General features: G+C 63.6%; 10 protein-coding genes and 2 pseudogenes. 7 read left to right on the top strand and 5 right to left on the bottom strand.

Going from position 1 to position 14,502, the window contains the following annotated elements; all coding sequences use genetic code 11:
* Nucleotides 1-74: 74 nt before the first annotated feature.
* The gene (locus tag AC1Z3O_RS09680) at nt 75-782 is read left to right on the top strand and encodes a potassium channel family protein (RefSeq protein ID WP_483515505.1); all 708 of its coding nucleotides are present in this window, start codon (nt 75-77) and stop codon (nt 780-782) included.
* A gap of 453 nt (nt 783-1,235) precedes the next feature.
* Here the strand turns inward: AC1Z3O_RS09680 and AC1Z3O_RS09675 are convergent.
* Nucleotides 1,236-1,430 (bottom strand): annotated as a pseudogene (locus AC1Z3O_RS09675) (SAM-dependent methyltransferase); the annotation flags it as partial.
* A 400-nt stretch (nt 1,431-1,830) separates the two neighbouring features.
* Here AC1Z3O_RS09675 and AC1Z3O_RS09670 point away from each other — a divergent pair.
* From AC1Z3O_RS09670 to AC1Z3O_RS09645, 6 genes are all read left to right on the top strand, one after another.
* On the top strand, nt 1,831-2,019 hold the full coding sequence (locus AC1Z3O_RS09670; protein WP_483515503.1) for a hypothetical protein: 189 nt from the start codon (nt 1,831-1,833) through the stop codon (nt 2,017-2,019).
* 761 nt (nt 2,020-2,780) lie between these two features.
* On the top strand, nt 2,781-4,292 hold the full coding sequence (locus AC1Z3O_RS09665; protein WP_483515501.1) for an aldehyde dehydrogenase family protein: 1,512 nt from the start codon (nt 2,781-2,783) through the stop codon (nt 4,290-4,292).
* A gap of 159 nt (nt 4,293-4,451) precedes the next feature.
* A complete protein-coding gene (locus tag AC1Z3O_RS09660) occupies nt 4,452-6,074 on the top strand; it encodes a GMC family oxidoreductase (RefSeq protein WP_483517563.1) in 1,623 nt (540 codons plus the stop codon).
* Between the two features lie 136 nt (nt 6,075-6,210).
* Complete coding sequence (locus tag AC1Z3O_RS09655) at nt 6,211-7,470, top strand: MFS transporter (RefSeq protein WP_483515499.1); 1,260 nt, start codon at nt 6,211-6,213, stop codon at nt 7,468-7,470.
* Nucleotides 7,471-7,626: 156 nt separating this feature from the next.
* Entirely contained in the window at nt 7,627-8,916 is a 1,290-nt protein-coding gene (locus AC1Z3O_RS09650) for a DUF3422 family protein (protein WP_483515497.1), read from the top strand.
* Between the two features lie 185 nt (nt 8,917-9,101).
* A complete protein-coding gene (locus AC1Z3O_RS09645; RefSeq protein WP_483515495.1) occupies nt 9,102-10,031 on the top strand; it encodes a LysR family transcriptional regulator in 930 nt (309 codons plus the stop codon).
* 130 nt (nt 10,032-10,161) lie between these two features.
* Here AC1Z3O_RS09645 and AC1Z3O_RS09640 read toward each other — a convergent pair.
* The 4 genes and pseudogenes from AC1Z3O_RS09640 to AC1Z3O_RS09625 form a co-directional block, all read right to left on the bottom strand.
* Nucleotides 10,162-10,308: pseudogene (locus AC1Z3O_RS09640) on the bottom strand (3-hydroxyacyl-CoA dehydrogenase NAD-binding domain-containing protein); the annotation flags it as partial.
* 26 nt (nt 10,309-10,334) lie between these two features.
* Nucleotides 10,335-12,119 carry an acyl-CoA dehydrogenase gene (locus AC1Z3O_RS09635; protein ID WP_483515493.1) on the bottom strand — a complete coding sequence of 595 codons (1,785 nt, stop codon included), beginning with the start codon at nt 12,117-12,119 and terminating at the stop codon, nt 10,335-10,337.
* 125 nt (nt 12,120-12,244) lie between these two features.
* Nucleotides 12,245-13,306, bottom strand: a complete 1,062-nt coding sequence (locus tag AC1Z3O_RS09630) for a phosphotransferase (RefSeq protein ID WP_483515491.1) — start codon at nt 13,304-13,306, stop codon at nt 12,245-12,247.
* Nucleotides 13,299-14,495 (bottom strand): acyl-CoA dehydrogenase family protein, encoded by a 1,197-nt coding sequence (locus AC1Z3O_RS09625; RefSeq protein ID WP_483515489.1) that lies wholly within the window; start codon nt 14,493-14,495, stop codon nt 13,299-13,301. The genes AC1Z3O_RS09630 and AC1Z3O_RS09625 overlap by 8 nt, the downstream gene beginning before the upstream one ends.
* Nucleotides 14,496-14,502 lie beyond the last annotated feature (7 nt).

Below are 14,502 nucleotides of genomic sequence, written 5' to 3'. Positions count from 1 at the left end.
TAATTTGAGTAGGATAGGACACGGTGATGGCACACGGTGCCACGGCGCAGTGAGGGAACTGGGGAGGGATAACAATGGCCATCCGTACCACGCGCGACGCGCTGTCGCGCATTTTCTATCAGCGCTGCTTCTGGCTGTTCTTCGTGCTGCTCACGCTCATCGGTGCGGTGTCGTTTGTCTCGGCGAGCGACAGCGGCCGCCTTCTCCTGAACGTCGTTAATATGTTCCTGCTCATAGCGACCGTGGCAGCGGTCGGCCGCACGACCCTGTCGTTCGTGATCGCGCTGCTATTGGCCGTGCCGGCCATGTGGTTCCAGTACCGGGGTCTGTGGTTCGACGATGACATTAGCCTCGCGGTATCGTGGATGTTCAGCGCCGCGCTCTATTTCATTACGACTGTTTATCTTCTTCGCTACGTTTTTCAACCGAGGATCATGACGCCGGACAAGCTCTTTGGCGCAGCGGCGGCGTATTTGCTGATCGGCGTCCTGTGGGCATATGTATATGCAAGTATCGGGTTCTTCTATCCGCAGTCGTACATGGTCGTCGGGCAGCCAGGCCGGCTCATCTACGCTGACGCGCTTTACTTCAGTATCACCGTGCTCACGAGCACGGGCTTCGGTGACATTGCGCCCCTCACGCGTCCGGCGCGCGGCATGTGCATGTTGGAACAGATCACCGGCAGCCTGTTCGTCGCGATCCTGATCGCCCGCCTCGCTGGCGTTTACCCGCCTCGAGAGAGTTATATCGACGACAAATCCGAGAAAGTCCCGAAGCCTTAGGGCAATTCCGTACCTTGGGGATTGCGGACCTCCGCCGCAGCGGTCAGCATGTTCAATGGTTTTGTCAGCCGCGTCTATGCAAGCGCATAGGCGTCCCTAGTCGCAGCGTGCAACGCCCAGGCTTGTTCCCAGTCTACGAGCCCCTGTATTGGGTCACCACGGATTCGGCGCACAGCCTGCCGGCGGCACCGAATCTGCTGGACTGCGCTCTGACGCAGCATCTGAGCGCAAAGGCGACCGGCCGAGGATGGGCTGGCCACGACCATCGCCCAGTGCCGGTTGAAAGGCGGCATTTCGGCCAACCCAGCCCTTCGGGCCTGCACAGTCGAATGCCTCAGAAGGGTCCGACAAGCGCCGATCGCTTCCTTCCCACCGCCGGCTGGAGTTGGCTGGGAAGTGACCTCGGCACGCCACTACTTGGACGTCTCTACCCGACCCTGAACTGCCCTTCGACCCGCGGCCGGCCTCTTCCACAACCAAGTCCTCGATGAAGCGGGCACGCGTCACGTTCGAGGCGCGGCAAGAACGCGTGAATTGCGGATCCATGTCCCTGCGATGTCGCCAGCCCTCGTCCGTGTGCCCATAAGCTAACGACGACAGGCGAGCTATTTCTAACGTCCTGGCAAAGGCCGCACGCGCACGGGAAATGTGTCGTCTTCGGTTAGGTTCACATCCCGCCGGAACTGATGCGCCCCGTTCCCTTGAGACGTCGCGTCACCATCACTGACTTCGCATTTTCCGAACCAATCCTCCTTGATATTTCCGTTTATTTCGCGCCGCCGGCTGCGCACACTACGAGTTCTTTCAACGCACGCTAGCCAGGCACCACATGCGCACCTATCCCGGTAACAGCCCTGAAGCTGCAGCCCGAATTGTCGCGTTGGTCTTGAGCCGCGACTGGAGCTTCATCGTCGGTTTGCTGCCGCCGAGTTCCAGGACCGGAACCAAGCGTCAGTCCAAGGCGCTCAACGCGCCATCACTTTCAACCCCTAGGCGGGTCGGCTCTCCGCAAGGGGCCTTCGTCTAACCATTCACAGGAGCCATGCTCATGACGATGACTTTTACGACCACCCTGTACGACGGGGACATCGAGATAGGCCGCGAGACGTTTCGGACCTTCGACGAAGCCAGGCGCTGCGGCGAGCGTCACAACCTCGCGTGCTGCGACAGCGGCGACCTTGGCCCAGATGAAGGTCCGTCCTACTGCATCGTGGACGCCAGCGGCAACTACGTGTGAGGTGCCATGCCAGAACATCGTTCCGTCTTGGATCCCTTACCCAAAGAGGTACCAAATACACTTGGCACGGCATGAGAAAGCAATGGCGACGAGCTGCTACAGAACCTATGCAATCAGGTGGAAAAGCCAGCGCGCGCCCGTGCCCGGAGCGTGGCGCCGAGGCCAAAGAAGGCGAATCGCGCCGTGAATTGGCTGAAGTTCATGCAGCACATAAGGCAACCCCCGACAAGGCTGCCGAGTTGCTGCCGCGGCTCAGGTCGAACTCTGGGAGCTGCGAGTGCGGCTGGAGGCCGAAGTCGAGCGCCGGCTTCAGGCGACCGCGTCGCGGCCTAGACCCTGGACGTCCCGCTGCACGGGCAAAACCGCCTTCCTTCACGACCACCTAGAAATAGTGCAGGCGACGATAGCTCTGCATTTCCTCCCTCGGTTCGTCAAAACCGAACTTACAGTCAGCCTACTGTTGATTTTTCCGAGCGACAAGGCCATCGATCATGACCTACCAGCAGGAATACGCTGCGGTGAGTCGCAATGTGTCTGACAGAAGACTTGTGTGTTCTCTTCGTTAGAACACGATCGTGGATCCAAGCTGATTGAACAAGCCCCCCCGCCAAACCATACTGCTCCCGAGCCCTCAAGCAGCCTTGCCGCAAACAGTTTCCAGCACCTGGCTCACTTAGAGGTAGCTGGCAAATGCCGGTGGTGGATCTGCCACCACATCGTGTCATTCAAGACATCCAGATAGACTTGATCGGAGTGTAGTAATGGAACAATCGAAAGCAGGAACCCTGATCGGCGTATTTGCCGAGTTCTTCCCAAGCGCGGCGGAGATCGGTTCGTATGTCGGCGGCAGGCTTGTCCCGGGCACGGGTCAAGAGATCCAGCTGTTCGATCCGGCAACTGGCGAGAAGAGCGTGAGCTATCGTGACGCCGGCGCAGAGGTTGCACAGCAGGCCTGCGTCGCCGCGCGAGAAGCACAAAAGAAATGGTGGGGTCTGACGCACGCCGCCCGCGGCCGCATCCTGTACGCGGTCGCAGCCAAAGTGCGGGAGCACAATGAACCGCTCGCTCTGCTTGAAACGATGTCACAAGGCAAGCCCATCCGCGACAGCCGCCGCGAGGTCGAGATGGTGGCGGAAATGTTTGAGTTCTACGCGGGCTGGGCGGACAAGTTCTATGGCCATGTCATCCCCGTCCCCACCACGCATCTGAACTACACTCGTCGCGAGCCCTTCGGCACGATCCTGCACATTGCGCCCTGGAACATCCCCATCCTTTCGTTTGGCTGGCAGGTAGCCCCCACGGTTGCGGTCGGAAATGCCGTATTGCTCAAGCCTTCCGAGCTGACCCCGTTCACTTCCCTGGCGGTGGCATCGCTGGCCGAACAGGCCGGCGTACCCGTCGGCCTGATCAATGTGCTCGCGGGCTATGGCCACACCACCGCCCAAGCGGCCATCTCCGACGATGTGGTGAAGAAGGTCGTCTTCGTGGGATCGCCCGCAACCGGCGCAAGGATCGCCGAAGCGGCTGCCAAGCGCGTCATTCCCTGCATCCTGGAGCTGGGAGGAAAGTCCGCCAATATCGTTTTCGACGACGCCAACCTTGATCTCGCCGCGGTCGGGGCCCAGGCGGCGGTCTTCTCTGGCGCCGGCCAGAGCTGCACCGCCGGTTCACGCCTGCTGATCCAGCGAAAGGTCTATGACCAGCTCGTCGACAAGGTTGCCGACGGCGCATGCAAGCTGCGCGTTGGTCACCCGCTCGAGCCGGCCACCGAGATCGGCCCGATCAACAACCGGAACCAGTACGAACACATCAAGCGGATGATTGCCCGCGGCGTCGAAGAAGGGGCGCGACTCGCAGCCGGCACGACCAGCTTTGGTGACGGCGGCTACTTTGTCCCGCCGACACTCTTCGCCGATGTCTCCAACCAGATGGACATCGCCCGCATGGAGGTGTTCGGCCCGGTCATTGCGGCGATTCCCTTCGAGACCGAGGACGAGGCCATCGCCATTGCCAACGACAACGAGTTCGGCCTGGCCGGCGCGGTGTGGACCAATGACGTCGGGCGCGCACACCGCGTTGCCGCGCAGGTGGAGGCCGGCACGTTCTGGATCAATGGCTACCGGGCCATCCATGTTGGCTCGCCATTTGGCGGCTACAAGAACAGCGGCTACGGACGTACGAGCGGTATTGAGGCGCTTTACGAGTACACGCAGACCAAGAGTGTCTGGGTTCAGACCGCAGATTCGCCAGTCACTGCGATCGGCCGCGCCTGACAGCACACAGGCAAGCGCATACGCCGCCGGATGAACCGCTGGCGGCGCCCTTTCCATCCAGATATGCCCAGACGTCAACGCTGGCCTCTTCGCCCCAGGGTCGCGCTGGGCGGCAATCCGCCCGCCGATGGCGTGAAGGTAAGCACGGCTGAGCCACTCATGATCATGGAACATACCGAGACTTTTGACTACGTGGTGATTGGCGCCGGCTCGTCCGGCGCGACCCTGGCTACCCGCCTGGCCGAGCGCAATGCCGGAAGCGTCTTGCTGCTCGAGGCCGGCGCGCCGCGCGAACGGGACTTCTGGGTCACCGTTCCGATCGGGGTAGCCAAGATCTTGCAGAACGGCAAGTATGTCTGGCAATTCTCCACCGAGCCGCAACCGCAACTCGCCAACCAGACGATTTACTGGCCCAGGGGACGCATGCCCGGCGGCTCCAGCTCGGTCAACGGCATGATCTACGTGCGCGGCGAGCCCGCCGAGTTCGATCACTGGGCCGAGCTGGGCAATCGCGGGTGGGACTATGCGTCGCTGCTCCCCTACTTCAGGCGTTTGGAGTCGGTTGCATTCGGTGAGGAGGCATATCGCGGCCGCAACGGGCCGATCCAGGTGTCCTCGGTGTCCCAGGCATGCCCCAACCCGCTGAGCAATGCCTTTATCGGCGCCTGCCAGGACGCCGGCATCCCATCCACCGAGGACTACAACGGCGCGGCCTACGAAGGCGTCAGTTACCTTCAGCTCTCCACGGGAGGCGGGCGGCGCTGCAGCACTGCGGTCGGCTATCTGCGCGGCCGCCCGCAGCGGAACCTGCACCTTGCCACTGAGGCACTGGCGACCCGCCTGCTCTTTGACGGCAAGCGGGTGACCGGCGTCGAGTACATGCAAGGAGGCCGGATACGGCGCGCCATGGCTGCACGCGAGGTGATTGTTAGCGCAGGCCCGATCAAGTCACCGCAGCTGCTGGAACTGTCTGGCATCGGCGATGCGCAGCGGCTGCAATCACTGGGCATTCCAGTCCGTCTGCATCTGCCAGGCGTCGGCGAGAACCTGATCGATCACCTCCAGTCACGTATCACCTACGAGTGCAAGCGTCCGGTCACGCTGAACGAGATCATGCACAGCCCGTTGCGACAGGGCTGGATGGGGCTGCGCTACCTGCTGACCGGCCGTGGCCTGATGGCGACACCCTCGGTTTCGGCCCACGCGCTGGCACGCTCGGGGCCCGGTGATCAGCGCCCAAGCGTCAAGATTCAGATTGCGCACCTCAGCGGCGCCGATCGATACGCGGGCAAAGGCTTCGGCCTTGACGCCTTCCCGGGCTTCAACCTTGGCTTCTTCCAGTTGCGCCCCGAGTCACGCGGTCATCTGCATATCCGCAGCAGCGATCCCCAGGACGCGCCTGTCATCGAGCCGCGCTATCTGAGCAGCGACACCGACATCCAGGTCATGCTGGAAGCCCTGCACATGACGCGCAAGATCGCCCGGCAACCGAGCATGGCCGATTTCATGGCGCGCGAGACGCGCCCCGGCATCGATGTGCAGGATGACCGGGCCCTGCTCGAGTACATCAAGAAGTCCGGCCAGACCAGCTGGCATCCGATCGGCACCTGCAAGATGGGGGTGGACGCGATGGCGGTGGTGGATCCGGAGCTGAAGGTCCGGGGCCTCAGCGGCCTGCGCGTGGTGGACTCTTCGGTGATGCCGACGATGTGCTCACCCAATACCAATGCCGCTTCGATCATGATCGGCGAAAAGGCTGCCGATCTTGTGCTGGCCTCATAGCGGGCCATGACGACCTGACCCGCACGTCGGATCAGATGTCAACGCGAAGTTCCTTCTGATCGCATATACCAATTGTAGCTAAGACAGCGTGTTGCAGCCGGCAGGATAGCCGGCGCGACGCGCAAGAGGAGACACCATGGATCAACTGAATCAGCCGCCAATCGGCCGGTGGACGTATATTGCAATAGTGCTCGGCGCGGCGCTGGGCATGTTTGCCGGCCTGACGCCGTCGTTTCATGCCGCGGGCGGCATCTTCGTGCGAGCGGTGGGGACGGAATTCGGGTGGGGCCGCTCGGTCGCGTCGCTTTCCTACTCGGCCTCAATGCTGGGCCTGACGCTCGGCAGCCCGCTGGTTGGCATGCTGATGGATCGCTTCGGCATCCGTCGCGTCATTGTCTTTCTCGGCCTCGCGTACGCGTTTGCCGTGATCGGCATGTCGCAGCAGAACGGCAGCATTGCACTCTGGGTCGGACTGTCCGGCCTGGTCGGCATCTTTGGCGCAGCGGTTTCCGTGGTCGGCTACCTTGCAGTGATGCCACAGTGGTTCGACCGGCGCCTCGGCCTGGCGCTGGCCCTGGCCATGGGTGGTCTCGGCATCGGCACCATGATCATGCCGCCCTTCGCTCAGTATCTAGTGTCCAATTATGGCTGGCGCGCTGCCTACACCCTCCTCGGGGCCGGATCCATTCCGCTGACGCTGCTGGCTTGTCTGCTGATCAAGGAGCGCAAGCTGGTGCAACGGACCGGGCAGGCCGGTCGTAGCGCACCCGCCGACGGCGTGCCGCTGGCAGAGGCTGTTAAGACCTATCGCCTGTGGGCCATCTGGCTGATCTTCCTGGTCGGGTCGTCGTGTACGCTCGCTCTGGTCCCGCAACTGCCAACCATGCTCGCCGATCGCGGTTTCACTGCGGCCGACGCCGCACGTGGTGCCTCGGTGTTGGGTATTGGCTTGCTGGCAGGCCGCCTGCTGACTGGCGTGCTACTCGACCGCATCCACGCTCCCTTTGTCACCTGCGTGTTCCTGGTGGCTGGAGCGTGCGGCATTTTCCTGCTGCGCGCATCGCACGACTTCTCGGCACTCCTTTGTGCTGCGGCGTTGATCGGGCTGACCATCGGGGCGGAGGGAGACCTCATTTCCTACCTGGTGCGGTCGTACTTCGGGTTGCGTTCCTTTGGGACGCTCTATGGCCTGTGCTTCTCCGGCTACGGCCTCGGTGCCGTGATCGGACCCGTGGCAATCGGTGCCTACTTTGACCGGTACGGCAACTATGAGCAGGCACTGATCATCCTGCCGTGCTTGTTGCTGGCCGCCTGCGTATTGACCCTGACGCTCGGACGTTATCGGAATGTCGGGCAACGTCTTGGCGACGTCAAGACTTCCCTGAACGGGGCCTGACCAGGAATCCGATCGGGCGGACGGTCAATCAGCTGGCGGCGGGCCTGTCCGCTATTCAAATGGGTAAGCCGCACGTTGCCTCACCTCTGCGCCAACGTTCTGGCCGAAAAGCGGCTCCCGAGTCTGGTACGGCTCACGACGGAACACGGATCAACGATGGATCACCCCCTGCGCGCCCCCCTTGCCAATGAACTGCACGCGCGGCCTTTTCTGCGCATCAGCGGTTCAGTGTCCCTCACACACTTTGCGATCTACGCCGAGGGCGACGCGGCCATTCACGAAGCCCTGCTGAGGTCCTTGTGCCGACGTACCGGCCTGGCCGAGCCGCCCGCCGACGCCAAGCACTACTCAGGGCTATGGGGCCCCGGCAAGCAACTCAAGTGGGAGCGGCACACTGAGTTCTCCACCTTCACCTTTGTCGCCAGCCGGCACGATCACGATTACTTCTCCGCGCTGGCCACGGAACACGTTCCGGCGGAATGGTTTCAAGCGCTGGCAGGCAAGCGATTCGTCGCGGTCCGGATAGAGCTCGTGTCGGGAGAGTCTGCGGCAACAGCCGGCGAGAACGTACGAGAGTGGATCGACGGGTCGGCGATGGTGGGCAGCCGCGTCCTCGGCAGTGCGCAGGTCTTCTGCGACTGGACCATCAAGGAGGATGGTTTCTCGCGCTTCCTGGTGATTGACGGCGGCCTGCGCGAAGTCCAGAGCGGGCGGCTTCTGCAGCGCCTCTACGAGATAGAGACGTACCGGATGATGGCCCTGCTCGCCCTGCCGGTCGCGCGCGGCCTGGGCAAGACCCTGGACGAACTGCAGCATTCCCTTGCTCCGCTGATGCATGACATGGATATGAGCCAGGGAGGGCGCCGTGACTCAGACTTGCTGGTCCAACTGACCCACCTTGCGGTGCGCAGTGAGGCGCTGGCTGACTTCGCTTCCCGCTTCAGCGCGTCGCGTGCCTATGAGGGGCTGGTGCAAGCCCGCATTCACGAGCTGCGGGAAGAACGGGTCGAAGGCATGCCAACCATTGCAGAGTTCATGGAGCGCCGGTTTGGCCCTGCCATGCAGACCTGCAAGGCGGTGTGGGCCCGGCAGGAGCAATTTGCGCAGCGCATTGCGAGGGTGGTTGACCTGCTTCGCACCCGAGTCAGTGTCGCCCAGGAAGAAGATACGACCCGTCTTCTGCAGGGGATGAACCAGACCGCCCGTAGCCAATTGAGGCTTCAGCACGCGGTCGAGGGCCTGTCCGTTGCCGCTATTTCCTACTACGTGCTGTCATTGTCCTCGGCAGCGCTCAGGTCGCTGCATGCCGCGGACCTGCTTCTCAATCCGGAGCTCATCGAAGGGATCCTGGTTGCTCCCGTCGTCCTGGCTGTCCTGCTCATCATGCGGCGCACAAAGCGCGCTGGACGACACTCAGCGGATACGGTCCAGGCCGTTGCGGATTGACGCCGCCCCCCGGCATGCTGCGTCGGCAAGCGCAGGAAGCGGCTCGCTTCATGCTGGATGGGCGGTGATAGCCCGATGACCGAAACGCCCGTTCTGACCCGGCACTGACATTGCACTCTTGTGAACATGAGTGCGAGAATCCGTCATCGGCCATCAACGGCTTTGGTCTGATCGGGGATAACAGAATGGCAGGCCAGATCAACGAGAGCCGCATCGGCTATCTGTATGAGGCCGTACGGTGTGGCACGGTGCGAGCGGCAGCCGACTATCTTGATGTGGCACCCTCCGCCGTCAGCAGACAGATTGCCTTGCTGGAAGAGGAGCTTGCGACCCAGCTTGTGGAGCGCAACAAGCGGGGCGTCAGGCCGACCGAAGCCGGCGCGCTCCTCATCGAGTATTTTCGCCAGCAGCGTTCCCATCAGGCGGACCTGATTGCCAAGCTCCAGGAAATCCGCGGACTGCGCCGCGGCTTGATCGCCCTGGTGATGGGCGAGGGCTTTGCCTCCACCATGGTCAGCGGCCCCATCAAGCAGTTCTGCGAAACCTACCCCGAGATCTCGATTACGCTGGATCTTTGCAGCACGAACGAGGTGATGCGAAGAGTGTCGGAAGATGAAGCCGACATCGGCCTGGTCTTCAATCCATCATCCGACAGCAGGATCGTGAGCCGGGTGGGATCGCGCCAGCCCATGCATGCGATCGTTTCCCCGTCGTTTCCGCTGGTTGGCAAAGTCCAGTCTGTCACCCTCCACGACCTGCTTCCTTACCCGCTGGCACTCACACATCCGGAGCATGGCACGCGGCGGCTTGTCGACGCCGCGATGCTGCTCGACAAGGTCAGGTTTACGCCTGCGATTACGACCAATTCGGCATCCGTCCTCAAGCTCTTTGCAAAGAGCAACCTCGGATTCGCCCTGCTCACTCCTATCTCGATCGCTGCGGAACTGGAGGCCGGAGAACTGGTAGCGATCCCGGTGGAAAATCGCTTGCTCCAGAGCCCCGAGGCGCACCTGGTCACGCGTGCTGGTCGCCAGCTCTCGCCCGCGGCCAACCGGCTGCTTCAACGGCTGACTGCCCAGATGAATAAGTATCGTCAATACGGGGAGGCCTCCTGAACCAATTGGCCGTTGTGCACTGACTGGCGTAGGGGGCGCGCACAGATATCTGCCCGCCGGGACTGCCAGGACATCCTGGAAAGCCCAGGTACTTGAACAGGCTCCACGTGCCACCGATCGAATCGCGCCCTTCCAGGAGCGCGAACGTCGTGCGGGGTCGGTGCATGCCGATGAAGCGGTCGGCGCGGCTGGTCACGGCGGCCAGCTTGGTGATCGAGATCGACGAGGTGTTCGACGCCACGATCACGTCCGGGCCGACGACGCTGTCGATCTGCTTGGAAGATAAGGCGCCAGCCGTCGGGCTCAGAACTGCGCCTCGGGGAATGTATTCACGGGGGGCGCGCCACCTACGACGGCATCATGCAGCGCAGACGCCTGCGACAACATGTGCTCTGCGAAGAAGTGCGCCGTCGCGATCTTGGCATCATGGAAGCCCGGATCCTCAGCACGCTTCACATCCGCGGCCAGCATCGCCCGGCCAAGCTGCCAGCCCGAGAAGACGATGCCGCACAGCTTCAGGTACGGCACGCTGCCAGCGAACACGGCGTTCGGGTCCGATTTGGTATTGGCGACGACAAACTCCACCACCGCTTCCAGCGCGGCACGGCCCTTCGCCAGTTGCGCCTGCACTGCCCTGAACGCGGCGCCCTCATGCTTGCCGAGCGCGGCTTCGGTTTCGGCGATCCGGGCGCAGATCGCGCGCGCGACCGCGCCACCATCGCGTACGGTCTTGCGGCCGACCAAATCATTCGCCTGGATGGCGGTGGTGCCTTCGTAGATGGACAGGATGCGTGCATCGCGGTAATGCTGGGCCGCTCCGGTTTCTTCAATGAAGCCCATGCCGCCGTGCACCTGCACGCCAAGGCTGGTGACGTCGATCGACAATTCGGTGCTCCAGCCCTTCACGACCGGCACCAGGAACTCGTAGACCGCCTGGTTCTGCTGGCGCACCGCCGCGTCCGGATGCTGGTGCGCGGCGTCGCTGGCCGCTGCGGCCACGTAGGCAACGGCGCGCGCACCTTCGGTCAGCGCGCGCATCGTCAGCAGCATGCGCTTCACGTCGGGGTGATGGATGATCGTCACGGCCTCGCGCGCGGAACCGTCGACCGGGCGGCTCTGCACGCGCTCGCGTGCATAACCCACGGCTTGCTGGTAGGCACGCTCGGACACGGCGATGCCTTGCATGCCAACGGCGAAACGCGCCGAGTTCATCATGATGAACATGTACTCGAGGCCGCGGTTCTCTTCACCCACCAGCGTGCCAATGGCGCCGCCGTGGTCGCCAAACTGCAGCACCGCGGTCGGGCTGGCCTTGATGCCCAGCTTGTGCTCGATCGACACGCAATGCACGTCATTGCGCGCGCCGGTGGAGCCGTCCGTGTTGACCAGGAACTTGGGTACGATGAAGAGCGAAATGCCCTTCACGCCTTCCGGCGCATTCGGCGTACGCGCCAGCACGAGATGGACGATGTTGTCCGCCATGTCGTGCTCGCCGTAGGTGATGAAAATCTTGGTGCCGAAGACCTTGTAGGTGCCATCGCCCTGCGGCTCTGCGCGCGTGCGCACCGCGGCCAGGTCCGAACCGGCCTGCGGCTCGGTCAGATTCATAGTGCCAGTCCACTCGCCCGAGATCAGCTTGGGCAGGAAGGTGGCCTTTTGTTCGTCCGAGCCTGCAGTCAACAGTGCCTCGATGGCGCCGTCCGTCAGCATAGGGCACAGCGCGAACGAGAGGTTGGCACTATGCAACATCTCGATGCATGCCGTGGCAATCAGCTTGGGCAGGCCCTGCCCGTCGAATTCCTGCGGATGGAGCACGCCTTGCCAGCCGCCCTCGCCGAACTGGCGGAATGCGTCCTTGAAGCCCGACGTAGTGGTGACCAAGCCATCCTTCCAGCTGCTGGGGTCGAGGTCGCCCTTACAGTTCAGCGGTGCCACCACCTGCTCGTTGAACTTGGCAGCTTCTTCCAGCACGGCCTGCGCCGTCTCCGGCGTGGCTTCCTCAAAGCCCGGCAACTGGCTTACGGCTTCCAGCCCTGCCAGTTCGTTCATCACGAACAGCATGTCCTTGAGCGGTGCGCGGTAGGTCATCGATATCTCCGTACTCTCTATATTTAAGTCAAACTCTTAGCCGGCGTAGCGGGCAGCGGGTTGCAACTGCCCTGCCCCGCCAATGCAGACCTGACGCGGATTCCCCATCTGGCCAACTGGCGATGTCAACCCACGCGCTGGGCCTGCGCCCAGGCCAGGTCCGCCACCCGGGCGAAGCGCTCGCCCATGGCATGCGCCTCGGCACTCGACGCGGTGCCGCGTGCGGCGCGGCCCTTGACGCCGTGCAGGATCGCCGCGAAGCGGAACATGTTGAAGGCGATGTAGAAGTCGAGGTTGCCGATGCTGTCGCGACCGGTGCGGCGGCAATAAGCCTCGACGTACGCCGCCTCGTCCGGCAAGCCCGCCGCCGCGAGGTCGCGCCCGGCGATGCCGCCCAGGATATCGGGCGGCATGCGGAACATCATCGCGTGGTAGGCGAAATCGGCCAGCGGATCGCCGAGCGTCGACAGCTCCCAGTCCAGCACGGCGAGCACGCGCGGCTCGGTCGGATGGAAGATCAGGTTGTCGGCCCGGAAGTCGCCGTGGGTAATGGCCACGTCGTCGGTGGCGGGCAGTTGCTTCGGCAGCCACTCGACCAGCCGATCCATCGCCGGGTGCCGGCCGGCCAGCTCGTCGTTCAGGTACTGCCCCGACCAGCGTGCGACCTGGCGGGCAACATAGCCGCCCGCCTTGCCATAGTCACCCAGCCCGATCGCGTTGGGATCGATGGTGTGCAGCGAGGCCAGCGTCGCGTTCATCGCGTCCATGTAGGCCGCGCGGTCGTCCCTCGGTACATCGGTGAAGCCGGCATCCCAGAAGATGCGGCCTTCGACGAGGTCCATCACGAAGAACCAGCTGCCGATCACCGAGTCGTCGGTACAAAGCCCATGGATCCGGGGTACGGGAAAGCCCGCCTGCCCCAGCGCCGCCATCACCCGGGCTTCGCGTTCCACCGCATGGGCGCCCTTGAGCAGTTTGCCGGGCGGCTTGCGCCGCAGCACATAGCTGTGCCCCGGCGTGCGCAGGCGGTAGGTCGGGTTGGACTGGCCGCCCTTGAACTGGTCGATCGTCAGCGGCCCGGCATATCCCTCGACGTGCTGCACCATCCAGCGCTCCAGGGCTGCCTGATCGAAGCGGTGCTGTTCGCGCACCGGCACCGTGCCGGCGAAATCGTGTACCTCAGCCATGGCTCCCCTCTCCGCTCAGGGTCTTGCGCTTGATCATCTTCGCGAGCGACCACTTGTGGACTTCGGTGGGGCCGTCGTAGATGCGGAAGGCGCGCACTTCGCGGAACACCTGCTCGACGATCGTGTCGCGCGACACGCCCGTACCGCCCATGACCTGCACGCAGCGGTCGGCGACGCGGTACACGGCCTCGGACACCGCCACCTTGGCCATCGAGCTTTCGTTGGTGCCGAGTACGCCGCCGTCGAGCACGCCCGCGCACCAGTCGATCATCAGCGCCGCCTGCTGCAGGTCGATCAGGTTCTCGGCCAGCATGAAGCCCACGGCTTCGTGGTCGATCAGCAGCTTGCCGAACGCCTTGCGCCGGGTCGCGTAGGCCGTGGCGATTTCATGCGCGCGCGTGGCGCAGCCGTGCCAGCGCATGCAATGCGACAGCCGCGCCGGCGAGAGCCGTACCTGCGCATAGCGGAAGCCTTCGTTGACTTCGCCGAGCACCTGGCTGGCCGGCACGCGCAGGTTGTCGATGACGATCAGCGCGTGGCCGCCCGGCATCGAATTGTCGATGGTGTCGAGTACGCGTTCGATGCGGATGGCCGGGTCCGGCAGGTCCACCAGGAACATGGTCGACTGGACCTTGTCGCCGCTGCCGGTGCGGGCCATCACGATGCCGACCGAAGCGCCTTCCGCGCCGGTGATGAACATCTTGCGGCCGTTGATGATCCAGTGGTCGCCCTGCTGCACGGCGACGGTCTGCAGCATCGACGGGTCGGACCCGGCGCCGCCTTCCTCGGCCGGCTCGGTCATGAAGAAGGCCGAGCGCGCGTCGCCGCTCACGAGCTTGTCGAGGAACCGCCGCTTCTGTTCCGGCGTGGCGACCTTGCCGAGCAGGTACATGTTGCCCTCGTCCGGGGCCATTGTATTGACGGCCACGGGGCCCAGCGGCGACAGCGCGGAGCGCTTGAGCACTGCCGCCGTCTCCAGCTGTGTCAGGTGGTCGCCGTCAGGCAGGATGTGCGGCGTCATGACGCCCGCTTCGCGGGCCTTGGCGCGCAGTTCGCGGACCAGGTCCTCGGTCGGGCCGTGGCCGGCGTTGCGGGGATCGCGCTCGTAAGGCGCGACAACCTCGCGCACGAAGGCCTCGACGCAGTCGGCGATGGCGCGGCTGCGCTCGGTGGGGCACGGAGTGAACATGGGAAAA

This window comes from Cupriavidus sp. 09_S30 (genome assembly GCF_056930435.1).
This window is presented reverse-complemented; position numbering and strand designations above follow the sequence as displayed.

What these genes read in the sequence shown, in the direction of transcription:
- AC1Z3O_RS09680 (WP_483515505.1), top strand. Translation starts at nt 75, where the DNA reads ATGGCCATCCGTACCACGCGCGACGCGCTGTCGCGCATTTTCTATCAG.
- AC1Z3O_RS09670 (WP_483515503.1), top strand. Translation starts at nt 1,831, where the DNA reads ATGACGATGACTTTTACGACCACCCTGTACGACGGGGACATCGAGATA.
- AC1Z3O_RS09665 (WP_483515501.1), top strand. Translation starts at nt 2,781, where the DNA reads ATGGAACAATCGAAAGCAGGAACCCTGATCGGCGTATTTGCCGAGTTC.
- AC1Z3O_RS09635 (WP_483515493.1), bottom strand. Translation starts at nt 12,119, where the DNA reads ATGACCTACCGCGCACCGCTCAAGGACATGCTGTTCGTGATGAACGAA.
- AC1Z3O_RS09625 (WP_483515489.1), bottom strand. Translation starts at nt 14,495, where the DNA reads ATGTTCACTCCGTGCCCCACCGAGCGCAGCCGCGCCATCGCCGACTGC.
- AC1Z3O_RS09655 (WP_483515499.1), top strand. Translation starts at nt 6,211, where the DNA reads ATGGATCAACTGAATCAGCCGCCAATCGGCCGGTGGACGTATATTGCA.
- AC1Z3O_RS09660 (WP_483517563.1), top strand. Translation starts at nt 4,452, where the DNA reads ATGATCATGGAACATACCGAGACTTTTGACTACGTGGTGATTGGCGCC.
- AC1Z3O_RS09630 (WP_483515491.1), bottom strand. Translation starts at nt 13,306, where the DNA reads ATGGCTGAGGTACACGATTTCGCCGGCACGGTGCCGGTGCGCGAACAG.
- AC1Z3O_RS09645 (WP_483515495.1), top strand. Translation starts at nt 9,102, where the DNA reads ATGGCAGGCCAGATCAACGAGAGCCGCATCGGCTATCTGTATGAGGCC.
- AC1Z3O_RS09650 (WP_483515497.1), top strand. Translation starts at nt 7,627, where the DNA reads ATGGATCACCCCCTGCGCGCCCCCCTTGCCAATGAACTGCACGCGCGG.